At 28.0% G+C, this 24563-nt stretch carries 19 protein-coding genes; 17 read left to right on the top strand and 2 right to left on the bottom strand.

Annotated elements, in window-relative coordinates; all coding sequences use genetic code 11:
• Window positions 1-651, bottom strand: coding sequence for a peptidoglycan-binding domain-containing protein (locus BW723_RS14950; protein ID WP_068359077.1), 651 nt, complete (start codon window positions 649-651; stop codon window positions 1-3).
• 230 nt (window positions 652-881) lie between these two features.
• On the opposite strand from BW723_RS14950, the gene BW723_RS14945 reads away from it, so the two are divergent.
• Together BW723_RS14945 and tamL are read left to right on the top strand one after the other, a co-directional pair.
• A complete protein-coding gene (locus BW723_RS14945) occupies window positions 882-5843 on the top strand; it encodes a translocation/assembly module TamB domain-containing protein (protein WP_226789290.1) in 4962 nt (1653 codons plus the stop codon).
• Window positions 5844-5846: 3 nt separating this feature from the next.
• A complete protein-coding gene (gene tamL, locus BW723_RS14940; RefSeq protein ID WP_455657273.1) occupies window positions 5847-8129 on the top strand; it encodes a translocation and assembly module lipoprotein TamL in 2283 nt (760 codons plus the stop codon).
• A gap of 15 nt (window positions 8130-8144) precedes the next feature.
• Here the strand turns inward: tamL and BW723_RS14935 are convergent, their stop codons facing one another.
• Window positions 8145-8831: a Crp/Fnr family transcriptional regulator gene (locus BW723_RS14935; RefSeq protein ID WP_068359070.1), complete on the bottom strand. Its 687-nt coding sequence runs from the start codon at window positions 8829-8831 to the stop codon at window positions 8145-8147.
• 103 nt (window positions 8832-8934) lie between these two features.
• On the opposite strand from BW723_RS14935, the gene BW723_RS14930 reads away from it, so the two are divergent.
• From BW723_RS14930 to BW723_RS14860, 15 genes are all read left to right on the top strand, one after another.
• Complete coding sequence (locus tag BW723_RS14930; RefSeq protein WP_068359067.1) at window positions 8935-11328, top strand: heavy metal translocating P-type ATPase; 2394 nt, start codon at window positions 8935-8937, stop codon at window positions 11326-11328.
• Window positions 11315-11980 carry a deoxyribose-phosphate aldolase gene (deoC, locus tag BW723_RS14925; protein WP_068359063.1) on the top strand — a complete coding sequence of 222 codons (666 nt, stop codon included), beginning with the start codon at window positions 11315-11317 and terminating at the stop codon, window positions 11978-11980. The genes BW723_RS14930 and deoC overlap by 14 nt, the downstream gene beginning before the upstream one ends.
• Window position 11981: 1 nt before the next feature.
• The gene (gene deoD / locus BW723_RS14920; RefSeq protein ID WP_068359059.1) at window positions 11982-12680 is read left to right on the top strand and encodes a purine-nucleoside phosphorylase; all 699 of its coding nucleotides are present in this window, start codon (window positions 11982-11984) and stop codon (window positions 12678-12680) included.
• A gap of 5 nt (window positions 12681-12685) precedes the next feature.
• Window positions 12686-14053, top strand: a complete 1368-nt coding sequence (gene hemN, locus BW723_RS14915; RefSeq protein WP_068359055.1) for an oxygen-independent coproporphyrinogen III oxidase — start codon at window positions 12686-12688, stop codon at window positions 14051-14053.
• Window positions 14054-14410: 357 nt separating this feature from the next.
• On the top strand, window positions 14411-14569 hold the full coding sequence (gene ccoS / locus BW723_RS14910; protein WP_068359052.1) for a cbb3-type cytochrome oxidase assembly protein CcoS: 159 nt from the start codon (window positions 14411-14413) through the stop codon (window positions 14567-14569).
• A 30-nt stretch (window positions 14570-14599) separates the two neighbouring features.
• On the top strand, window positions 14600-16795 hold the full coding sequence (ccoN, locus tag BW723_RS14905) for a cytochrome-c oxidase, cbb3-type subunit I (RefSeq protein ID WP_068359048.1): 2196 nt from the start codon (window positions 14600-14602) through the stop codon (window positions 16793-16795).
• A 4-nt stretch (window positions 16796-16799) separates the two neighbouring features.
• Window positions 16800-16967 carry a cytochrome C oxidase subunit IV gene (locus BW723_RS14900; RefSeq protein ID WP_068359046.1) on the top strand — a complete coding sequence of 56 codons (168 nt, stop codon included), beginning with the start codon at window positions 16800-16802 and terminating at the stop codon, window positions 16965-16967.
• A 12-nt stretch (window positions 16968-16979) separates the two neighbouring features.
• On the top strand, window positions 16980-17837 hold the full coding sequence (locus BW723_RS14895; RefSeq protein ID WP_068359043.1) for a cbb3-type cytochrome c oxidase N-terminal domain-containing protein: 858 nt from the start codon (window positions 16980-16982) through the stop codon (window positions 17835-17837).
• 136 nt (window positions 17838-17973) lie between these two features.
• Entirely contained in the window at window positions 17974-19395 is a 1422-nt protein-coding gene (ccoG, locus tag BW723_RS14890) for a cytochrome c oxidase accessory protein CcoG (RefSeq protein ID WP_068359041.1), read from the top strand.
• Between the two features lie 105 nt (window positions 19396-19500).
• A complete protein-coding gene (locus BW723_RS14885) occupies window positions 19501-19947 on the top strand; it encodes a FixH family protein (RefSeq protein ID WP_068359038.1) in 447 nt (148 codons plus the stop codon).
• Window positions 19947-20648 (top strand): sulfite exporter TauE/SafE family protein, encoded by a 702-nt coding sequence (locus BW723_RS14880; protein ID WP_068359035.1) that lies wholly within the window; start codon window positions 19947-19949, stop codon window positions 20646-20648. Before BW723_RS14885 ends, BW723_RS14880 begins: the two co-directional genes overlap by 1 nt.
• Before the next feature lie 146 nt (window positions 20649-20794).
• Complete coding sequence (locus tag BW723_RS14875) at window positions 20795-21205, top strand: response regulator (RefSeq protein ID WP_068359032.1); 411 nt, start codon at window positions 20795-20797, stop codon at window positions 21203-21205.
• Window positions 21206-21208: 3 nt separating this feature from the next.
• Window positions 21209-21748: a heme NO-binding domain-containing protein gene (locus BW723_RS14870; protein ID WP_068359029.1), complete on the top strand. Its 540-nt coding sequence runs from the start codon at window positions 21209-21211 to the stop codon at window positions 21746-21748.
• Window positions 21748-23475, top strand: a complete 1728-nt coding sequence (locus tag BW723_RS14865; protein ID WP_068359026.1) for a GAF domain-containing sensor histidine kinase — start codon at window positions 21748-21750, stop codon at window positions 23473-23475. Before BW723_RS14870 ends, BW723_RS14865 begins: the two co-directional genes overlap by 1 nt.
• Window positions 23476-23587: 112 nt before the next feature.
• Window positions 23588-24289 (top strand): LytR/AlgR family response regulator transcription factor, encoded by a 702-nt coding sequence (locus tag BW723_RS14860; protein ID WP_068359024.1) that lies wholly within the window; start codon window positions 23588-23590, stop codon window positions 24287-24289.
• Window positions 24290-24563 lie beyond the last annotated feature (274 nt).

Below are 24563 nucleotides of genomic sequence, written 5' to 3'. Positions count from 1 at the left end.
TTATTGAAACATTAATTCAATTGTCAATTCGTCTAATAAACCATCAGCCAAAAGGTTATTTTCTTCTTCAAATTTTTTGATTGCATTTAATGTTTCGATTCTGTAAACACCATCAATTTGAATTTTATGTCCTTTTTTATTCAATTCTTTTTGTACTTCGTAAATTATAGCATTTTTAGAACCATTGTATAATTTTAAATTTGAGTTATAAAGACTTTTAATTTTAGAATTCTTTATTTTTTTAGTGTAAGAATCTAAATCAATTCCTTTTTCTTCTAAAAATTTAATTTCTTTATTCGATAATCCTTGCTCTTTTAATTTAGTAGAATTCGTAAGTATAGCTTCATAATAATTAACTTTAGCTAATTTTTTAGCATAATTTTTTACGGCAGATTTAGTTTCTTCATTATCATCTTCAGGTGTTCTAACATCAATATTATTTGCAGACCATTGTAACATAACATAGCTGTCTAGCTCTTCAATAGCTGCGTAATAATTATATAAAAGCTCCTTATTATGATACGTTTTATCAATTTTTTTATCGCTTACATAATTAACTTCAGGCGAGTTGTATCTTTTATACTGACTATATTTTCCATAGCCAATAATTGCTACTATTATTAAAAGTAAAAAAATAATAATTTGTTTCATACGTTGGGGCTATATATTAAGTTCTTAACAAATGTATTAAAACTTTTTAGAAAAATATTGTTGTCGAAAAAGTTAATAAAAAAATCAAATGAGATAATTTAAAAAACACTACTGTAATATCTTTGTGAATTAAATTTAGAAGAGTGTCAGCAAAAGAAAAGAAAAAACGAAAATATCGATTTTTAAGAAGAACTCTTAGAGTTATACTTGGTTTCTTAACCTTTCTTTTTTTGATTATTTTATTTATTAGAAGTCCTTGGGGGCAAAATATAATTGTAAACGAGGCCACCAAATACATATCTGATAAAACCAATACAGTTGTAGAAATTGATAAAGCTTTTATTACTTTTAAGGGTAGTTTAGCCATAGATGGTTTGTATTTAGAAGATAAAAAAGGAGATACTTTAGTTTATTCTAAATCTTTAAAAGCCAATTTACCAATTTGGGGTTTAATAAAAGGTACAAAATTAGGTGTAGATAATGTAGAATGGAATGGTTTAAAGGCAAACATCATTAGAAAAGATACAGTTAATGGGTATAATTTTCAATTTTTAATTGATGCTTTTGTTACACCAACTACTAAAGCACCAACTACTGTACAAACAGATACAATAACTAAATCACCAGAAATTGTTGTAGGTAGTTTAAACCTAAATAATTTTGATATTGTTTATACTGATATTCCTTTAGGGATAAAAAGTAGCTTTAGAATTGATGCTTTAGAAACATCTGTAGAAACCATTGATGTTGAAAATATGGTTTTTGAAACTGAAGACATAAACCTTTATGATGCAAAAATTGAATATATTCAATTGCCAGTTTTATTACAGACTTCTGAAGAAAAAGTTGTTTTGCCAAATCTATTTGCGAACCAAATTAATATAAAAAATACAAGCCTTTTTTATGAGGATAAAGTAAATAAACTAACAACGAATGTAGATTTAAAAGATTTTGAGACTGATGCTTTAAGAATCAATTTAAAAGAATCAATTTTTGATATTAATTCGTTAGCATTAAATAATTCTAAGATTAACATCAACCTAGAAAATACTCAAACATCAACTAATACTTCAAACGCTGAGTTTGAATGGCCAGAAATATTTGTAAATATTAATGATATTCGTTTAGAAAACAATAATTTTATTTATGCTGTAAATAATAATGAAATTAAAAATAAAGTTTTTAACCCAAATGCAATTTCAGTTTCAGAATTTAATTTATTAGCAAATAACATAAATTACCAAAAGAAAGCAGGAAGTTTAAATGTAGAAAACTTTAATTTTAAAGAAAGTTCTGGTTTAAATTTAGAACAATTAAAGTTTAAAGCAAATATTTCTGATACAAAACTGAGTTTAAATAACTTCTTTTTTGAGTTTGATAAAAATAACGTTGCTGGTAATTTAAAGATGAATTACGCTTCATTATCAAACTTTATCGAAAATCCAGAAAACGTAAAAGTAGATTTAAATTTACCTACTTTAAAATTAAACTTAAATCCTTTATTAAAATTTCAACCCGATTTTAAAAGTAACATTTATATAAAAGAACTTAGTAAAAAACCGATTACAGGTAAGCTTTTCGCAAATGGAAATTTATCAAAAATAAACATAGATAATAGTCAAATTAATTGGGGAAGCAATACAAATATTATTGTTGATGGTACTGTTTTAAAACCAACAAATCCTAATGATTTACAACTAGATCTACCTACATTAAAAGTAACTACAACTAAAACTGATCTTTCAAATTTTGTTAATGAAAATGAACTAGGTATTCATTTACCAGAAAATATATCAATTGCTGGTAATGTAAATGGTGGTTTAAATGATATTGCTACAAAATTAAAGTTAAACTCTTCTCAAGGTACAATCGAGTTACAAGGAAAATACAACTCTAAAGAAACTATAAGTTTTAATACAGAAATTAATATTGAAGATTATAAATTAAATGAGCTTTTAAAAAATAATCAATTAGGGACTTTAAGTCTAAATATAAATGCTTCTGGTAATGGAGATAATCTAAATAATTTAGATGCTTCTTTAAAGGCAACTGTTACCGATTTTACTTTAAACAATTATAAAATTAAAGATGTAGCTTTAACTGGCGATTTTAAAAATGGAGTAGGAGAACTAACATCAAAATATAAAGATGATAATTTAAATTTCGATTTAAATGCATTTATAGAATTAGATACTGTAAATACAGAAGCAAAAATTGATTTAAATATTATTGGAGCAGATTTGGGTGGTTTAGGTTTAATGAACAGAAACATTAAAACAAGTATGAATATAGACGCTAATTTTAATGGTACTTCAACTGATTATAAAACCGATGTTAAAGTTAAAAACGGTGTAATTGTTTATGATAATAAAACATATTTATTAGGTCAGATTACAGCAAATGGTTTCACAAATAAAGATACTACAGCAGTTTCTGTAAAGAATAAGATGTTAAACTTAGAGTTAGAATCTAACACAGATCCTCAGAGTTTTACAACTGCTTTACAACAACATATTTCAAGTTATTTTTATAGAGATGTAGTACTTACAGACACAATTGTAAATCCTATTAATATTAAATTTAGAAGTAAAATTTCACAAACATCTTTAATAAAAGACGTGTTTTTAGTCAATTTAAAAGATATAGATACCATAGCTGTTGCTTTAGATTTTAATGAAGTAAAAAGAAAATTAGATGCTAAAATTTCTGTTCCGCATATAAATTATAATGGAAGTGAATTAGATAGTTTGGCGTTTAAAATGAATACAGATAAAGAAAGTTTTAATTTCGAGTTAGGTTTTAATGGCATTGAAGCAAATCCACTAAGAGTGCCACAAACAGTCATTACAGGTCAACAAATAAATAACCAACTTAATTTAAAATTTGTTGGTAATGATAAAGGAAAAACCTTAATGAATGTTGGCGCAAAAATTACTGGTAATCGTGAAAGGTTGGTTTTTTCTGTAGATCCAGAAAATTTAATATTAAATAGTAGTCCTTGGAATATTGCAAATGATAATAATCTTGTTTTAACCGATAATAATTTATTGAGTTTTAATAATTTTAAAATAAATAAAGACAATCAATCCATAGAAATTACAGACAAAGCAGCCAATATAGAAAAAACTCATATTGCCATTAACTATAAAAACTTTAAAATTAGTGAGGTTTTAAACTATCTAAATCCTGATAAACAAATTGCAAACGGAATTTTAAATGGTAGTTTTATTTTAGAAGAACCTTTTAATGATACTGGTATTGTTGCAGATTTACAAGTAGATAAATTTAAAGTATTAAAAACAGATTTAGGTAAATTTTCTATTGATGCAAAATCTTTAGGAGGTAATAAATACGATTTTAAAGCCAACTTAAAAGAAGGTGACATCGATTTAGATTTAATAGGAGATTATGTTGTTGTAAATAATGATGCCAATTTAAATTTAGATGTCAACTTAAATGAATTTAAAATGAATGCTTTAAACACACTTTCTTTAGGAGAAATTAAAGAAACAAGTGGTAGTTTTAATGGTGATTTTAAAATTACAGGCACAATTTCTAATCCTGAATACAATGGAAATATAAATTTTAATAACGCAGAATTTAATGTCACTAAATTAAACACAAAGTTTACTTTAAAGAATGAGAAATTAACGTTAGATAATGAAGGTTTATATTTATCAAAATTTACCATTTTAGACGCTAAGAAAAACGCATTAGTTTTATCTGGTAAAATTTTAACAGAAAGTTTTATCAATCCTAAGTTTGATTTAAAATTAAACGCTAAAAACTTTAGACTTATAAATGCTGATAAAAAAGATAACCCTTCATTTTATGGCTTGGCAACATTTAATGCAAACGCAGATTTAACAGGAGATTTACAAATACCAAAACTATCAGCAAACGTAACTTTAGGATCAGATACAGATGTAACTTATGTTTTACCATCAACTTATGCAAGTGTAGAACATAGAGATGATGTAGTGGTTTTTGTAAATAGAGAAAACCCAAATGCTATTCTTACGCAAACCGAAGAAAAAACGGCAACAATTACAGGTTTTGATATTTTTACAAGACTAAAAATTAATAAAGATGCTGCAATTACTGTTGTTATAGACGAAGAAACAGGAGATAATTTTAACGTTTCTGGAGAAGGAGAATTCCTTTTTAATATGATGCCAAATGGTAGAATATCTTTAACAGGTAATTACGAAATTGCTGATGGCCATTATGAATTAAATTTATATAGTTTAGTAAATAGAAGGTTCGATTTAGTTCCTGGAGGCCGAGTTTCTTGGTCTGGAGATCCTTTTGAAGCAAATCTAGATGTAAGTGCTATTTATAATATTGAAACATCAGCTTCATCTTTAATGGCAGCTCAAATTTCTGATGAAGATGCATCTATTCAAAATAAATTTAAACAAGTTTTACCATTTTATGTCTACTTAAATATTGATGGTGATTTATTACAGCCAAAAATATCTTTTAATTTAGATATGCCAGAAGATGAACAAGGTGCTGTTAGTGGACAAGTTTATGGTAGAGTACAACAAGTTAATGAGCAAGAAGAAGAATTAAATAAACAAGTTTTTTCTTTATTGGTTTTAAATAGATTTTATCCAGATTCTGGTAGTGATGGTAGTTCTGGTGGTTTTGCAACAATTGCAAGAGACAATTTAAATGATGCTGTTTCTGGGCAATTAAATGCTTTTTCTGATAAAATTTTAGGAAATTCTGGTATAGAATTAAATTTCGATTTAAATAGTTATACAGATTATCAAGGTACAACAGCAACAGACAGAACACAATTAGGGGTTACAGCTCAGAAAAAATTATTCAACGAACGTTTAATTGTTAGAGTGGGTAGTGATGTAGATATACAAGGTAGCAGCCAAACAGGAGAAGAAACTCCTTTAATTGGTAATGTTAGTTTAGAATATAAATTATCTGAAGATGGTAGATTTAGACTAAAAGGTTTTAGAAAAAGCGAATACGAAAACCTAATTGATGGGCAAACCATTGTAAACGGAATTGCGCTAATTTTTACCCAAGAATTTAATGAATTTAGAGCGCTTTGGAGTGCCATTTTTAAAGCTGAAAGTGATAGAGTTAAAAAAGAAAAAAGGCGATCTGAAGAAAAAATTAGTGACAAAGAAGAAAAAACAAACAATAGTTTAGAAAAGAAAAAAAATTAATCATTGAAAAATTTTTTAAAAAATAGTATCCTTGTTTTAGTGGTAACTTTTATGTTATACTCTTGTAGTATTAATAAATTTATACCAGAAGGTAAAAGATTATATACAGGTGCTGCCATTAAAATGGATGCAGATTCTGCAGTAGCACAACCAAACAAGCTAAAAGAAAACTTAACTCAAGTATTAAGGCCAGAACCAAACTCTAAGTTTTTAGGGATGCATTTAGGTTTGTATTACTATTATAAAAATCAGAAAGAGAAAACGAATTTTATCAATAGATGGTTATTTAAACAATTTGGTGAAGCACCTGTTTATCAATCTGATGTAGAAAATTTAGAAATAGAAGAAATTTTGTTAAACAGATTAGAAAACAATGGTTTCTTTTATAGTGCTGCTACTTCTTCTTTTACAGAATCAAAAAAGAGGGCTTCATTAGAATATCAACTAAAAGTAAAAGAGCCTTACACAATGGCTAATTATAAAGTAGATAGTTTTACCAAACCAATTTTTAGAGAAATTAAAAAGTTAAGCACAACATCACCTTTCGAAAAGAATATGCGTTTTGATTTAGGTAATTTTAAATTAGAAAGACAAAGATTAGATAGCGAACTGAAAAATAAAGGTTATTATAACTTTAATAGTAATTTTTTAATTTTCGAAGCAGATACAAATCAATATAAAAATAAAAAATTCGATCTTTTTTTAAAGCTTAAAAAAGATGTGCCAGAAAAAGCAATAATTCCTTATAAGATTAAAACCATCAATGTTTATCCTAATTACAATTTAAGAGATTCTACTACAAATAAATCCAATCGATTCGAAAATAAAAATTATTATCAAAATGAGGTTTTCTTTAAGCCTAAATATTTAGACGATTTTATCACTTTAAAAGAAGGTGAATATTACAACCCAAATACATCAAAAAACACAGCAAGGCGTTTATCTACAATTGGTGCTTATAAATATGTAAACATTCAATATAAAGAAATAGATACGCTAGCCAATGATAATGAAGGAGCTTTAGAAGCCAACATATTTTTATCGCCCTTAACAAAACGTGCAATTCGTGCAGAATTACAAGCAGTTACAAAATCTAATAATTTTGCAGGACCAACATTAGGTTTGGTTTTTAGCAATAGAAATCTTTTTGGTGGTGGAGAAACCTTAAATCTTAGTTCTAGTGTTGGTTATGAAACACAAGTTTCATCAGGCGATAATGCAGGTTTAAGTAGTTTAGAATTAGAGTTAAAATCAGAATTAATTTTTCCAAGAGTAATTGCGCCTTTTTCTATTAATGAAGACTTTTTTGAATATTCAATTCCGAAAACAAAAACCAGTTTAAGTGCAACTTATTTAGATCGAAGTGAGTTGTATACATTACTTTCTGGAACTGCACTTTTTGGTTATGTTTGGAATGCCAATAAATACATTACTTATGAGTTTAATCCTATTTCTGTAAATTATACAAGACTTTCTAATACTACACCAGAGTTCGAACAGATTTTAGATGATAATCCATTTTTATCACAAAGTTTCGAGCAGCAATTTATTTCTGGTTTAACATTTTCATTTACCTATAACGAAATGTTATCAGCAAATAAAACCCATCAATTTTATATGAATTCTACTTTAGATGTTGCTGGGAATTCTATAAGTTTATTAGCAAAAAAAACTACAGAAGGGCAACCCAAAGAGTTTTTAGGTTTAGAATATGCACAATATGCTAAAGCTGATGTAGATTTAAAATATCATTTTAATTTTGGGAATAATAAAGAGCAAACTTTGGCTGCAAGAATTTTTGCAGGTTATGGTTTGGCTTATGGTAATTCTGATGTTATTCCATTTGTAAAACAATATTTTTCTGGAGGTCCTTATAGTGTACGAGCTTTTAATACACGTTCTTTAGGTCCTGGTACTTACTCAGGTACTGACAATGAGAATAGCACAACTTTTTTTGATAGATCAGGTAATATTCGTTTAGAAGCAAATGTAGAATATCGTTTTCCTATTTATTCTTTCTTTAAAGGAGCATTTTTTGTTGATGCTGGTAATGTTTGGAATTCAGTAGAAAACCCAACATTTAATGGTACAGATAAATTTACCTCTAATTTTATAAATGAATTGGGTATGGGTGCAGGTTTTGGTTTAAGAATAGACGTACAAGGTTTTGTAATTCGTTTTGATTTGGCAGCACCTTTTCATGATCCTTCTTTACCTGAAGGCGAACGTTTAGATTTTAGATTCGATGAACCCGTTTTTAACTTCGCAATTGGGTATTCTTTTTAAATAAAAGAACCATAATTAAAAGCCGTGAGAAATTTTTTCGAGTTCTTTATAGTTTATAATTTTAATGTCTTTACCTTTAAAAACTATAATGTCTTTCTTTTTTAAGTTTGATAATAAACGAATTGCAGATTCTGTTGCTGTACCAATAATATTAGCAATTTCTTCTCTAGATAAGTGAATGTTTATAATACCTTCTTTAGTAGTTCCAAATTTTTCTTGTAGTTTTAATAAAGTTTCAGCCAAACGTTGTTTTACGGTTTTTTGAGCCATATCTACAATTAAATTATCTGCTTTTTTCAAAGAACCAGCCATTGTCTTTAAAACATCAAAAGTAAAATCAGGATTTTTTTCTAGGTCTCTAATAATTTCTTTTTTAGGTATAAAACAAACTTCTAAATCGTTTAATGCAATAGCGTTTAAATTAGAAACTTCATCCGAAATTAAACTTCTTTCACCAATTAAATCGCCTCTTTTTACTAAGTTTATAATCTGGTTTTTACCATTTTCACTCATTTTAGAAACCTTACAAATACCATCTTTAATACAAAAAACTCCATTTATGTGTTCTCCTTCTTCAAATAAAGATTCACCTTTTTTTATAATTTTAGAAGTTTTACAATTAGACATTCGCATTAATTCTTCTTTATTAAGGTGTTTTAAAGAATTAAATTGACGTACAATACATTGTTCACATTTACTCATTAATAAGTGTTTTAAACTAGATGCAAGATAAAAAAAAGCTGATAAAAATCATATTTTAAACTCAATACTTATCAGAAATTTGCAACAGGCAAAAAGAGTAAATATGAATAGTACACATTGTTATCATTGTGGAGATTCTTGTGAAAATGAAGACATAAAAATTGATGATAAAATTTTCTGTTGCAATGGTTGTAAAACCGTTTATGAAATTTTTTCTGAAAATGATTTAACTTGTTACTACGACTTTCAAGAAAACCCAGGTGCAATTCCAACTGAAATACAAGGAAAATATGATTTCTTAGACAATAAAGAAATCATAGAAAAATTGTTAGAATTTAATGACGATAATACCCAAATTATAACCTTATATATACCTCATATACATTGTAGTTCTTGTATTTGGGTTTTAGAAAATCTGAACAAATTAAATTCTAAAATAAGTACATCTCAGGTAGATTTTCCTAAAAAAACAGTTCGAATTTCTTACAATGCAAATTTAACTTCACTTAAAGAAATTGTACTTTTATTAAGCTCAATTGGTTATGAACCTTACATAAGTTTAGAAGATTACGAAACAGGTAAAAAGAAGGTTGATAGAAGTTTAATTTACAAACTAGGAATTGCTGGTTTTGCCTTTGGTAACGTAATGTTTTTATCTTTTCCTGAGTATTTTGAGGTGGATGGTTTTTGGTTAGAAAAGTATAAAAATATCTTTAGATGGTTAATGTTTTTGTTTTCTTTACCTGTAGTTTTTTATGCTGCAAACGATTATTTTATTTCTGCTTTTAAAGGATTACGTTCTAAAATTTTAAATATTGATGTTCCTATTGCACTAGGTATTTCTGTACTTTTTATAAGAAGTTCTATTGAAATTATTTTCGATTTAGGAACTGGTTTTTTCGATAGTTTAACAGGTTTGGTTTTCTTTTTATTATTAGGTAAATTCTTTCAGCAAAAAACTTATAATTTCTTGTCTTTTGAACGTGATTATAAATCGTATTTTCCTATTGCTGTAACCAGAATTTTATCAAACAAAAAAGAAGAAAACGTACAAATTTATGATGTTGAAAAGGGAGATAGACTCTTAATTAGAAATCAAGAATTAATACCCGTAGACGGAATTTTAATCAACGGAAATGCACAAATAGATTACAGTTTTGTAACGGGTGAAGCAGAACCTGTTGCTAAAAAATCTGGAGATAAATTATTTGCTGGTGGTAAGCAATTATCAGGCATTTTAGAAATGGAAGTTTTGTCTTCTGTTTCGCAAAGTTATTTAACACAATTGTGGAGTAATGATGTTTTTAAGAATGATAAAACATCTTCTTTTAAAACCTTAACAGATAAAATCAGTAAAAATTTTACGATTATTGTTTTATCAATTGCATTTATTTCAACAGCTTTTTGGTTGTTTTTTGATGCAAGCAAAGCATTAAATGTATTTACAGCTGTGCTAATTATTGCTTGTCCTTGTGCAATTGCTTTGGCAGCACCTTTTACTTTAGGTAATTTATTACGCATTTTTGGTAAGCAAAAATTCTATTTAAAAAACGCAACTGTAATTGAGCAATTAGCAAGTATAGATTCAATAATTTTTGATAAAACTGGTACATTAACTACCAACAAAGAAAGCACAATTTCTTATGATGGAATTGCTTTAAATCAGCAAGAAAAAAGGATTTTAAAAAGCAGCTTAAGAGCTTCTAATCATCCTTTAAGTAGAACCTTATATAATTCTTTTGATGATATAGAAGCTTTAGAATTAGATGATTATAATGAGTTTTTGGGTAAAGGTATTGAGAGTAAATATCAAGACAATAAGCTTAAATTAGGTTCAGCTTCTTTTTTAAACAGCGAAGATAAAATAGCAACTTTTGATACTTCTGTTCACATTAATTTTAATGATCTTTATAAAGGGAAGTTTACATTTAAAAACAATTATAGAAGTGGTGTAAAATCAATTTTTAATACATTTAAAAAGAATTATGATTTGGCTGTTGTTTCTGGAGATAATGAAGGAGAAAAGAAATATTTAACCGATTTTTTACCAAAAGAGACTACTTTTTTGTTCAATCAAAAACCAAATGATAAATTAGAGGTAGTTAAAGCACAACAAAAATCATTAAAAAAAGTAGCAATGATTGGTGATGGTTTAAATGATGCAGGAGCTCTAGCACAAAGTGATGTAGGTATTGCTTTATCAGAGAATATAAATGTATTTTCACCTGCTTGCGATGCTATTTTAGATGCTTCTCAATTTCATAAAATAGAAGCTTTCTTTAAAGCATCTAAAAAAGCGATAACCATAATAAAATACTGTTTTGTATTATCGCTTTGTTACAATGTTGTTGGCTTATATTTTGCCATTTCGGGTCAGTTAATGCCAGTAATTGCAGCAATATTAATGCCTTTAAGCTCAATAAGCATTGTGATTTTTACAACTATTTCTACGAATATATTAGGAAAAAAATTAAATAAAAGTCATGCAAATAAATAAATATATAGATCATACATTATTAAAAGCTACAGCCACAAAAAATGAAATTATCAAAACTTGTGAAGAAGCAAAACAGTATAATTTTTATGCAGTTTGTGTAAATGGCTGTTATGTAGATGTAGTGCAGCAAAATTTAAAGAATACAGATGTTAAAATTGCTGCTGTAATTGGTTTTCCTCTAGGAGCAATGACTACCAAAGCTAAAGTTTTTGAAGCTAAAAACTCTATAGAAAATGGAGCATCAGAAATTGATATGGTTTTAAATGTAGGTAAATTGCTAAACAATGAATTCGAATATGTACAGAATGAAATTCAAGAAATTAAAGAAGCAATTGGTAATAATGTTTTAAAAGTAATTTTAGAAACCTGTTATTTAACCAATAATCAAATAGAAAAAGCTTGCGAATTGGCGGTAAACGCAGGTGCAGATTTTGTAAAAACTTCTACTGGTTTTGGTACAAACGGAGCAACATTAGAACATGTAGAATTAATGAAATCAGTTGTAAAAGATAAAGCACAGATTAAAGCTTCTGGCGGAATTAAAAGCATAGAAATCGCAGAAAAATATATTGAGTTAGGTGCAACTCGTTTAGGAACTTCTTCTGGAGTTTTATTGGTTACCAAAGGAACATCAGATAAAAATACATATTAATATGAGTGTACACATAGGAGCAAAAAAAGGAGAAATAGCAGAAACAGTTTTGTTACCGGGAGATCCTTTAAGAGCAAAATGGATTGCAGATACTTTTTTAGATGATGTTTTTTTGTACAATGATGTTCGTGGTATGTTAGGTTTTACAGGTACTTATAATGGCAAAAAAATCTCGGTACAAGGTACAGGAATGGGGATACCATCAACATTAATTTATACACACGAATTAATCAATGATTATGGTGTTAAAAATTTAATTAGAGTGGGTTCTGCAGGTTCTTATCAAAAAGAAGTTGCAATTAGAGATATTGTAATTGCAATGTCTGCCTCAACAAATTCTGGGTTAAATACAATTCGTTTTAATGGTGCAGATTTTGCGCCAACAGCAAGTTTTAAATTATTTAAAAAAGCTATAGAAATTGCTGATAAAAAAAATATACCTGTAAAAGCAGGTGGTGTTTTAAGTTCTGATGAGTTTTATGCTGATGATTTTGAGAGTTATAAAAAATGGGCAGATTACGGAATTTTATGCGTAGAAATGGAAACTTCTGGTTTATACACAGTTGCAGCAAAACATAATGTAAATGCACTCTCAATTTTAACAATTTCGGATAGCTTGGTAACTAAAGAAAGAACCACAGCAGAAGAAAGAGAACATACTTTTAATGAGATGATAGAAATTGCAATAGAACTTACATAAATACTATGAAAACAAAATCTTTAATTCAAAAATATAACATTCCTGGGCCAAGATATACAAGTTATCCTACTGTGCCTTTTTGGGATGAGAATAGTTTCACAAAACAAAAATGGATTAACAGTTTTAAAAAATCATTTGTAGAAAGTAATCAAAAAGAAGGTATTAGTTTATACATTCATTTGCCATTTTGCGAGAGTTTATGCACGTTTTGTGCTTGTCATAAACACATTACCAAAAGACACGAAGTAGAAGAAGATTATATAAATGCTGTTTTAAAGGAATGGCAATTGTATGTCGATTTGTTAAATGAAGTACCAATTGTTAAAGAATTGCATTTAGGAGGAGGAACTCCAACTTTTTTTTCAGAAGAAAATTTAGAGTATTTATTAGACGGAATTTTCGCAAACTCAGAAAAACACTCTGAAGCCGAATTTAGTTTTGAAGGGCATCCAAGCAACACAACTAAAGCGCAATTAAAAACTTTATACAATTGTGGTTTTACAAGAGTAAGTTTTGGTGTGCAAGATTATAACGAAAAAGTACAAAAGGCAATTCATAGAGTACAACCTTTTGAAGCTGTAGCTCAAGTTACAAATTGGGCAAGAGAAATTGGATACACTTCTGTTAGTCACGATTTAATTTTCGGTTTACCACATCAAACAAAAGAAAATGTAATTTATACCATAAATAAAACCAAAGAATTACAGCCAGATAGAATTTCTTTTTACAGCTATGCACACGTGCCTTGGGTAAAAGGTGTTGGGCAAAGAGGTTTTAACGAAAATGATTTACCAAAAGACGATGAAAAAAGACAGCTTTATGAAATTGGGAAACAACTTTTTACTGATTTAGGTTATGAAGAAATTGGTATGGATCATTTTGCATTAAAGACAGATAGTTTATACAAAGCCACAATAAATAAAACGTTGCATCGAAATTTTATGGGGTATACATCAAACAAAACTCAGTTAATGATTGGTTTAGGGATGTCTGCCATTTCTGATTCTTGGTACGGATTTGCACAAAATGTAAAAACAGTAAAAGAGTATCAAGAAATTGTAAATGCTGGAGAAATTCCGGTTTTTCGAGGTCATATTTTATCAAATGAAGATGAAATAATCAGAAAGCACATCTTAAATATTATGTGTAATTTTTATACTTCTTGGCAAGATGAATCTATAAAAATAGAAAATATACAAGAACATTTAGAATTATTGGCGCCTTTAGAAAAAGATGGATTAGTAATTATTAACGATAATTCTATAACTGTACCGCAAAAAGCAAGGCCATTTGTACGTAATATTTGTATGGCTTTTGACAAAAAACTATTTAAACAAAAGGTTAAGGGAAAGTTATTTTCTATGACAATTTAAAAAAAGAGGGGCATTTGTTTTGTTGTAAAGTTTAAAATTCTTAAATTTATATCAACTTAAAATTCCCCCACAATGAAAAGTAACCGAATAGATTACCTAAGAACTTTAATTTTACTTCGAAAATTATCTGGTGCACTAGTAAAAGTATCCATCTTTATCTTAAGCATCACATTTATTTTTGGCTCAATTTAGATAGGCATTTAGCTTTCTAAATAGAATGTAATTTTAAAAACAAAAAAAACATCATACCTAGTTGGTATGATGTTTTTTTTTGTGAAAAAAAAAGGAATATGATAAAAGTCATATTTTAAAAAAATACACAAAACTATTTTTGTCATATCAATTATCAGGCAAGATATGAGCGTAATATACCTACTACTAGCACTAAGTATTTTAGTGGCAATTGTATTCTTTATCGCATTTATTTATTCAGTTAAAAAAGGTCAGTATGATGATTCATATACACCTTCAGTTAGAATGCTGTTTGATGATGAGCTTGTAAAAGAAAAACAATAAAAAAATTAATTAGACTTTAAAGAACAATTTATGGAAATGCAACAATTCTATTATGACAACAAGATCGTCAAGAAGTTTATCTACGCTACACTTCTGTGGGGTATAGTGGGTTTTAGTGTAGGTTTACTTTTGGCCTTTATGTTTTTATTCCCAAATTTAACAGAAGGAATTTCTTGGTTAAGTTTTGGTCGTTTAAGACCATTACATACTAATGCTGTAATTTTTGCTTTTGTTGGTAATGCAATATTTGCTGGGGTTTATTACTCTCTACAAAGGTTATTAAAAGCCAGAATGGCAAGTAACTTTTTAAGTAATTTTAATTTCTGGGGATGGCAATCTATTATTGTTGCTGCAGCCATTACATTACCATTAGGTTATTCAACATCAAAAGAATATGCAGAATTAGAGTGGCCAATAGATATTGCTATCGCTTTAGTTTGGGTCGCTTTTGGTGTAAATATGATTTGGACAATTTTACAAAGAAGACAACGTCATTTATATGTTGCTATTTGGTTCTATTTAGGAACTTTTGTAACAGTTGCAGTTTTACATATTTTTAATAGTTTAGAATTACCAGTAAGTTTATTTAAAAGTTACTCTGTTTACGCAGGTGTGCAAGATGCCTTAGTACAATGGTGGTATGGTCATAATGCAGTTGCATTTTTCTTAACTACTCCATTTTTAGGTTTAATGTATTATTTTGTACCTAAAGCAGCAAACAGACCTGTTTATTCTTATCGATTATCTATCGTGCATTTTTGGTCTTTAATCTTTATTTACATTTGGGCAGGACCTCACCACTTATTATATACAGCATTACCAAACTGGGCTCAGAATTTAGGGGTTGCTTTTTCTGTAATGTTAATTGCGCCATCTTGGGGTGGTATGATAAACGGATTATTAACATTAAGAGGTGCTTGGGATAAAGTAAGAACAGATCCTGTTTTAAAATTTATGGTTGTCGCAATTACTGGTTATGGTATGGCAACTTTTGAGGGGCCAATGTTATCTCTTAAAAATGTAAATGCAATTGCTCACTTTTCTGATTGGATTATTGCTCACGTACACGTTGGTGCTTTAGCTTGGAATGGTTTCTTAACATTTGGTATGTTGTATTGGTTAATACCTAGAATGTTTAAGACGACTTTATTCTCAACAAAGTTAGCGAACTTCCATTTCTGGATAGGAACTTTAGGTATCATTTTATATGCATTACCAATGTATGTAGCAGGTTTTGTACAAGCTTCTATGTGGAAACAATTTAATCCTGATGGTTCTTTAACTTACGGTAACTTCTTAGAAACTGTAAATGAAATTATACCAATGTATTGGATGCGTGCTATTGGTGGTACAATGTTTATAATTGGTGCAATTGTTATGTTGTATAATGTTGTAAAAACTGTTAAACAAGGTAGTGGAGTAGAAGACGAATTAGCAGAAGCTGCAGCGTTAACTAAAGTATCTAAGTACAGAACTAAAGGAGAAGGTTACCACACTTGGTTAGAAAGAAAACCAATTAAATTAACAATTTATGCAACAATTGCCATATTAATTGGTGGTGTTGTACAGATAATACCAACTTTATTAGTAAAGTCTAATATACCAACAATTAGTAGTGTAAAACCATATTCGCCATTAGAATTAGAAGGTAGAGATCTTTATATACGAGAAGGTTGTGTGGGTTGTCATTCACAAATGATTCGCCCTTTTAGAAGTGAAGTAGAACGTTATGGTGAGTATTCTAAAGCAGGTGAATATGTTTACGATCATCCATTTTTATGGGGTTCTAAACGTACAGGGCCAGATTTACATAGAATAGGTGCAAAATATTCAGATAGCTGGCACTTAAACCATATGTATGATCCACAAAGTACATCACCAGGTTCTATTATGCCATCTTATAAATGGTTGGTGCATAGTGAGCTAGATAAATCATCTACAGAAGGTAAAATGAAAGCTATGGTTACATTAGGTGTTCCTTATACTGATGAAGAAATTGAAAATGCACAAGCTTTAATGGATGCACAAGGAAAATTGATTGAAGAGAATTTATATCAAGATCCTGATTTTGCTAAAACTTATGAAGCAGACAAAAAATATGCAAAAGATAATGGACAAGAATTTGTAGAAATGAAAGATAGAGAAATTGTTGCTCTTATTGCTTATCTACAAAGATTAGGTACAGATATTAAAGTAAAAGACGAACAACAAATTTCTAAAAAATAAGATTATGCTAAAATTTGTAAAAAACCATATGGAAAGTATTACTGGTATAGAAATATATCCATTAATATCCTTAATTATCTTCTTTACTTTTTTTGTAGCCTTATTTTGGTGGGTTTTTACAGCAAAAAAAGAATATATAAACAAGGTAAGTAACATCCCTTTAGATCACTAAAAAACAATTGAAATGAGAAAAAAGATTCAATCTACAGTTTATATATTATTTGTAATAATTACATTTTTTGCACTTCTAAAGTCTTTTATGGCTTATGAAAAGCCACTAAATTTTTTAGAAAATCCATTAGTTTGGTTGGCTTTAATCGGTTTTATTTTAGTCTTGGTTTTAAAAGAATATGTAAATGTTTTAGCAATTACAAAAGCTAAAGAATTACAAAACGAAAAAGATGGTATTGTACCAGAAGAACCAAATCTTTGGATAAAAAAGCTAATAAAATCTTGGACTAAAGCAAAAGCAATAGAACAAGAAGAAGAAATTATTTTAGATCATAATTACGACGGAATTAAAGAATTAGACAATTCACTACCGCCGTGGTGGGTGTACATGTTCTATGCCACAATTATATTTGCAGTGGTTTATTTGGTACGTTTTCATATTATGGGTGGCGATACTCCAGAAATGGAATACCAAAAAGCAGTTGCAGAAGCTAGAATGGAAATAGATATGTACAAAGCAACGTCTCCAGATGTTTTTGATGTGGCAAATTTAGAGCTTTTAACAGATGAAAAAGATTTAAAAAGAGGTAAAGCTGTATTTAATTTAAACTGTGCTTCTTGTCACTTAGCTGATGGTGGAGGCTCTATTGGACCTAATTTAACAGATGAATATTGGATTCTTGGAGGCGGAATTAAAAACGTTTTTAACACAGTTTCTAAAGGTGGTAGAGATGGTAAAGGTATGATTGCTTGGAACAAAACAATAAAAGCAGAAGATATTGCTAAAGTTGCAAGTTATGTGCTATCTCTTCAAGGAACAACACCCGCAAAACCAAAAGCGCCACAAGGTGAAATTTGGGAAGGAGAATAGTTAGTAAATAATAATTTTTAATCTTCATATTCAGATTGTAATCTATTCTGATTTTCATTTTTAAAAATTAAAATATGATAAGAAACCTATCAAAAATTGATAGATAAAAAGTAAAAGAGCGTTAGTAATAGTTAGAATGGAAGAGCCAAAGAACGAACAATTTAGAGATAGTATTGGTACTATAAACGAAGAAGGAAAGCGTTCTTGGGTTTTTCCGAAAAAACCTAGTGGAAAGTTTTATAAATACAGAAGTTATGTAAGTTACTTTTTATTAGCGTTCTTATTATTGGCACCTTTTATCAAAATAAATGGCAATCAGTTTTTACTATTTAATGTTTTAGAACGTCGTTTTAATATCTTCGGATTTCCTTTTTGGCCACAAGATTTTCATCTTCTAGTAATTTCAATGATTACTGGTGTTGTATTTGTAATATTATTTACAGTAGTTTTTGGCCGCTTGTTCTGCGGATGGATTTGCCCTCAAACCATTTTTATGGAAATGGTTTTTAGAAAAATAGAGTATTGGATTGATGGTGATAGAGGAAAACAAATCCGTTTAGAAAAACAACCTTGGAATGCTGAAAAAATTAGAAAAAGAGTACTAAAATGGTTTTTGTTTTTTGTAATTTCTTTTATAATTGCCAATGTTTTTTTAGCTTATTTAATTGGCGGAGATACCGTAATTAGTTACATAACTGGTAATCCTTTAGATAATGTTAGTACATTAATATCTTTATTAATTTTTACTGGAGTTTTCTATTTTATTTTCGCTTGGTTTAGAGAACAAGTTTGTATTATAGCTTGTCCTTATGGTAGGTTGCAAGGTGTTTTATTAGACAATAAAACCATTAATGTTGCTTACGATTATAAACGAGGAGAAAGAGAACAAGGTCGATCTAAATTTAAGAAAAACGAAGATAGAGAAGCTTTAGGTAAAGGAGATTGTATCGATTGTAAACAATGTGTGGTTGTTTGTCCAACAAATATCGATATTAGAAACGGTACACAATTAGAATGTGTAAACTGTACAGCTTGTATCGATGAGTGCGACCATATTATGGAAAGCATCAATTTACCTAAAGGTTTAATTAGGTACGCAAGCGAAGAAAATATTGCAGAGAATAAGCCTTTTCAGTTTAGTGCAAGAATAAAAGGTTATTCAGCAGTTTTATTCATTTTAGTGGGTATTTTAGTGGGAATGTTATTTTTAAGAAATAATGTAGAAGCTACTATTTTAAGGTTGCCAGGTCAACTATACGAACACAAAGAAAATAATATTATCAGTAATGTGTATACATACAAGGTAATTAATAAAACCACAAAAGATATAGAGGATGTTAGTTATAAAATTTTATCTCATAAAGGCGAAATAAAATTGGTTTCTAATCATAATTTTGTAGTGCCAAAACAAGGTTTAGCCGAAGGTACTTTATTTATAGAACTAAATGCATCCGTCTTAAAAGACGATAATATAGATATTGAAATTGGTGTTTTTAGTGGCGATAAATTAATAGAAACAACAGATACAAATTTTCTAGGGCCAAGAAGTTATAGGTAAATTGATAACTCATAAAGTTGAAACTTAGGAGTAATAAAAATGAGTAAAATCTATCATTTTAATTTTAACAATATATCTTAAAAAAGAATTTAAAAATAAAAGATTATGAAATTTAATTGGGGAACAGGTATTGTAATAACGATTATCGCTTTCATAGCTTTTATCATGTATTTTGTAATTACAATGAGTACAGATCATGCATATAGTCACGATTTAGTAACAGATAAATATTATCAAGCAGAGTTAAATTATCAGCAAGAAATTGACGCTACACAAAATGCAGTTAATTTAGAAGAAAAAGTAAAAATACAGAGAGATAATAAAGGGTTATTAATAAAATTTCCAGAAGATTATCAACCAAAAGAAATAAAAGGAAAAGTGTTCCTATATAGACCATCTAATAAACAATTAGATTTTGAAATACCTATTTCAATTTCTAAAACATATTTGCTCGTGCCTGAACAACGTTTATTAGATGGTCGTTGGAACATTACCATTCATTGGAGCTATAAAAATACAGATTATTTACTAAAACAAGAAATTGTCTATTAATGCTATTATCTGCAATCATATTTGGTTTATTGGGTAGTTTTCACTGCATAGGTATGTGTGGCCCAATTGCATTTATGTTACCTGTAGATAGACAAAAACCAGTAAAAGGTTTTTTTCAAATTGTAAGTTATCACTTAGGTAGATTGTTTACTTACAGTTTAATTGGTTTGTTATTTGGTTTTTTAGGCAAAGGTTTTTACTTATTTGGCTTTCAACAGCAACTTTCAATAATTATAGGAGTTTTAATGATTTTAACCATTATTTTTCCTAAAATTTCTCATAAATTATCCTTATCAAAAAAGATAAGTACTATTATTTTAAAAATAAAAAGTGCTCTAGGTAAAGAATTAAAAAAGAAAGGAAATGATACTTTTTTTACCATTGGTTTTTTAAACGGATTTTTGCCTTGTGGCTTGGTTTATATGGCTTTGTTAGGAGCTATAGCAACTTCTAATGCTTTTTTAGGTAGCTTATATATGTTCTTATTTGGCCTAGGTACAATTCCTCTTATGACAGCTTTTGTTTATTTAGGTAATTTCACAAAAATTAGTTTTAGAAATAAAATTCAAAAAGTTATCCCAATTTTAGTTATATTTATTGGTGTTTTTTTTATTATTAGAGGCTTAGGTTTGGGCATTCCCTATATTTCTCCATCACCAGTTTTAGAAATTACAGACAGCACTTTTATAGAATGCCATTAGGTAGTTTTTTTATTTGTACTTATCGACACTTAATTAATATTAATCGATACATAATTTATTTTAATCGATACTAGTTAGATATTTAACTGATGAAAATTGCTATTATAGAAAAATAAAGTATTTTCGTTAAATTAAATTTATCTAATATGCATAAGAGTAAATTAAAAATTTTATTGGTTGAGGATAATCAAATAGAAGTAATTAAACTCAAAAGGTCTATTTCGAAAGAACTTCAAAACTACGTTTTAACCATTGCTGGCAATGGGTTCGAGGCTTTAGAATGTGTAGATGTAGATGTGCCAGATATGATATTGTTAGATTTGAATATGCCAGATATGAATGGTATAGAGTTTTTAACAATTATAAAACAAAAAGAAAATTTAAGACATATTCCTGTAATTATATTAACAACATCTAGTAATAATGATGATATTTCAGAATGTTATGCACTCGGTATAGCTGGTTATATTTTAAAACCATTAAAGTTTGAGGACTATGAGTTAAAGATAAAAACAATTATGAATTATTGGAATTTTAATGAATTTTTAAAATTATAGGTTATGAAAGGTATAGTTTTTACAGAATTTTTAGAATTAGTAGAAGATAAGTTTGGTTTAGAAATGGTAGATAGAATTATTTCATCATCAGATTTAAAATCAAACGGAATTTACACCTCAATTGGTACCTATAGTTTTTCAGAAATGTTACAGCTATTGCAACATTTAAGCGCAAATACTGGTATTTCTATAGATGACTTATTATTGGTATATGCCGAACACTTTTTCAGTGTAATTGAAACAAGTTATCCTGGTCTTTTAGCCACATATAAAGACCCTATAGAAATGTTATCATCTATAGAAAATCATATTCATATAGAGGTTAGAAAAATATATCCAGATGCAGAATTGCCTATTTTTATAGTTGAAAATAAAACAGAAAATTCACTAACTATGATTTATAAATCGAGTAGGGCAATGCATCATTTTGGATTAGGTTTAATGAACAAAACATTTCAGCATTTCAATAGTTCTGCAAAAATTGTTCTAGAAAAAATTAAATCTGATGGCACAGAAGTACGTTTTCTAATTACAAAAAATTAATGAGTCAAGAAAAAATTGACATATTAGAAAGAGCACTTTTAAGGCAAAAAACTGCAAGAAAGCAAGCCGAAAAAATTCTTGAAGAAAAATCTTTAACTTTATACAATACTTCTTTACAACTTAAAGAAGTAAATAAAAAATTAGAAAGTTTACTTGATGAAAAAAAATCTGAACTAAAAGGAGTTTTTGAGAATATTAACGATGCCTATTTAGTTATAGGTATTCAAGGTAATGTACTCAAAATGAACGATGTTGCAGAACAACTTTTTGGTTTAGACCCTACAGAAACAGAAGCTAATATATTAGACCTTATTTTTGAGGAAGATTATACCTATGCAATGAATTCTTTTTTAGAATTGAAGAAAAAAGGTAAGTTTTCTAATTTTAGCGCAAGAGTTACATCAAAAAATAATGAAATAAAGTGGGTAAACATTAATGCCAGTATTATTTACGATAAAAATAATATGCCCATTGCTGCACAAGGTATTGTTAGAGATGTAACCAAACAAAGAGAAGAACAATTGGTTATAGATTTGGTAAACAATACAGCCAAATCGGTTTTAGGTAAAGAAAATATAAATGAAATTGCTTGGGAAATAACTAGCAATATTGCAAATTATTTAGGCAACAACGATTGTGTGCTTTATTTGGTAAATAGAGATAATAATACTTTAGAGCAAATTGCAGCATTTGGCGAAAAAGTAAATGATAGTAATAATGCTTATAATAATGGTATTATACCTTTAGGTAAAGGTATTTCTGGTAGTGTAGCTTTAACTGGTATATCAGAAATTATTGATGATACTTCTAAAGACAAAAGATATATTTCTGATGATAAAATTAGATCATCAGAAATTACAGTTCCTATTATAAGCAATGGAGAAGTTATTGGTATTATTGATGCTGAACACGAACATAAAAACTACTTTACTGCAGAACACAAAAAAACAATAGAAAATATTGCCAATATAGTTTCATTACAATTAAAAAGTGCCATTAATTTAAGAGAACGTATTAAAGTAGAGCAGCATAACAAAGACTTGGTCGCAGAATTAAGAAGAAGTAATGATGAGTTAAAAGAATATGCTCATATTGTATCTCATGATTTAAAATCGCCATTAAGAAGTATTTCTGCTTTATCAACTTGGATTAAAATGGATAATGAAGACAAATTTGATGAAATTAGTCTTCAAAATTTTGACAATATTGATCTGACTTTAGAAAAAATGGAAAACTTAATTACAGACATTTTAAGGTTTTCTAGTATCAATTCTAATGCTAAAGATAAACAAGAGATTGATTTAGATAATTTGGTGAAAAAACTCATACATATTATGTATGTGCCAGATAATATTTCTATAAATATTGTAAATAAATTACCAATTGTAAATGGAGACAGCACTAAATTCGAGCAATTATTTCAAAATTTAATTGGTAATGCTATTAAATTTAGTAATAAGCCAAATGCATACATAAATATAGATTTTGAAGAGCAAGAACATTTCTATAAATTTTCTGTAATAGATAACGGAATTGGTATTGAAAAAAGGCATCATGATAAAATATTTAAGATTTTTCAATCTTTAAAAATTTCTGATGATTCAACAGGAATTGGTTTATCTATTGTTAAAAAAATTGTAGATATTTACAAAGGAGAAGTTTGGGTAGAATCTGAAATTGATAAAGGAACAACTTTTTATTTTACCATTAAAAAATCTGAAGATTAGGTTTTTAATTCTTTATTTAAACCGATAAATCTTTATCAATAAAAATAATATTTTACAAAATAATAGTATTAGTCATTAAAAAACTATAATTTTATTACAAAAATTATATTCTATGAAATGTATAATTGTTGATGATGAAAAAATGGCCAGAGAAATTATAAAATCGCTCTGTACAGAATTTAATAATTTAGATATTGTTGATGATTTTTCGAATGCAATACAAGCCATAAAATTTTTAAACGAAAATTCGGTAGATTTAATATTTTTAGATATTCATATGCCAGATTTTAGTGGTTTAGATTTTATAAAATCTTTGAAAAATCCGCCTAAAATTATACTAACAACTTCAGATCCTAATTTTGCTTTACAAGCTTTTGAGTACGATTTTATTGTTGATTATTTGCTAAAACCAATTGAGCCATCCCGTTTTAAAAAGGCAATAACAAAAGCAGAAAACAAAAGAATACAAACAATTTCTACAAGTAAAAAAACAAACGATGTTTCTAATGATTTTTATGTAAACATTAATAGACGTCTTATTAAAATTGATTTACCTTCTATTTATTTAGTAGAAGCTAAAGGAGATTATATACAAATTAAAACAGAAGATAAAAATTATATTGTACATTCTACCTTAAAAAAGATAGAAGAAAAATTACCAGAATCTCTCTTCTTAAAAGTGCATCGTTCTTATGTTATTAATATCAAGAAAATTATTGATATCGAAGATAATAGTGTTTTAATTAAAAAAGAAGTAATACCCATAAGTAGGTCTAAAAGACCAGAATTAATGAAACGTTTAGATTTACTTTAGAAACTCATCTAAACTTTACTTCTTTTTATCTATAGTTAAAATCCAAATAGCGAAAACCCTGATTTAATCTTTGTTAATTGTCTATTTTTGTGGTAGTTAAAATAACCACGAAAAATACTATTGGTATTGCTAAATAAAAATGATTACTCATAATTTTTCCCCAATAGCCAACCCCTAAAATAAAATCCCTAATTTTATTGAAGATAGACTAAAGTTTTTTGCTTTAGTCTTATCTTGGTTACAAAGGTTTTATTAGTAACTTTTAGCTTTGTAA

This window comes from Polaribacter reichenbachii, from assembly GCF_001975665.1.
Classification (GTDB): Bacteria; Bacteroidota; Bacteroidia; order Flavobacteriales; family Flavobacteriaceae; genus Polaribacter; species Polaribacter reichenbachii.
Note: the sequence above shows the minus strand (reverse complement) of the source record. Positions and strands in the feature narration are given on the sequence as shown.

Coding starts and splice junctions, on each gene's coding strand:
- BW723_RS14950 (WP_068359077.1), bottom strand. CDS start 651: ATGAAACAAATTATTATTTTTTTACTTTTAATAATAGTAGCAATTATT.
- BW723_RS14935 (WP_068359070.1), bottom strand. CDS start 8,831: ATGAGTAAATGTGAACAATGTATTGTACGTCAATTTAATTCTTTAAAA.
- BW723_RS14930 (WP_068359067.1), top strand. CDS start 8,935: ATGAATAGTACACATTGTTATCATTGTGGAGATTCTTGTGAAAATGAA.
- deoC (WP_068359063.1), top strand. CDS start 11,315: ATGCAAATAAATAAATATATAGATCATACATTATTAAAAGCTACAGCC.
- deoD (WP_068359059.1), top strand. CDS start 11,982: ATGAGTGTACACATAGGAGCAAAAAAAGGAGAAATAGCAGAAACAGTT.
- hemN (WP_068359055.1), top strand. CDS start 12,686: ATGAAAACAAAATCTTTAATTCAAAAATATAACATTCCTGGGCCAAGA.
- ccoS (WP_068359052.1), top strand. CDS start 14,411: ATGAGCGTAATATACCTACTACTAGCACTAAGTATTTTAGTGGCAATT.
- ccoN (WP_068359048.1), top strand. CDS start 14,600: ATGGAAATGCAACAATTCTATTATGACAACAAGATCGTCAAGAAGTTT.
- BW723_RS14900 (WP_068359046.1), top strand. CDS start 16,800: ATGCTAAAATTTGTAAAAAACCATATGGAAAGTATTACTGGTATAGAA.
- BW723_RS14895 (WP_068359043.1), top strand. CDS start 16,980: ATGAGAAAAAAGATTCAATCTACAGTTTATATATTATTTGTAATAATT.
- ccoG (WP_068359041.1), top strand. CDS start 17,974: ATGGAAGAGCCAAAGAACGAACAATTTAGAGATAGTATTGGTACTATA.
- BW723_RS14885 (WP_068359038.1), top strand. CDS start 19,501: ATGAAATTTAATTGGGGAACAGGTATTGTAATAACGATTATCGCTTTC.
- BW723_RS14880 (WP_068359035.1), top strand. CDS start 19,947: ATGCTATTATCTGCAATCATATTTGGTTTATTGGGTAGTTTTCACTGC.
- BW723_RS14875 (WP_068359032.1), top strand. CDS start 20,795: ATGCATAAGAGTAAATTAAAAATTTTATTGGTTGAGGATAATCAAATA.
- BW723_RS14870 (WP_068359029.1), top strand. CDS start 21,209: ATGAAAGGTATAGTTTTTACAGAATTTTTAGAATTAGTAGAAGATAAG.
- BW723_RS14865 (WP_068359026.1), top strand. CDS start 21,748: ATGAGTCAAGAAAAAATTGACATATTAGAAAGAGCACTTTTAAGGCAA.
- BW723_RS14860 (WP_068359024.1), top strand. CDS start 23,588: ATGAAATGTATAATTGTTGATGATGAAAAAATGGCCAGAGAAATTATA.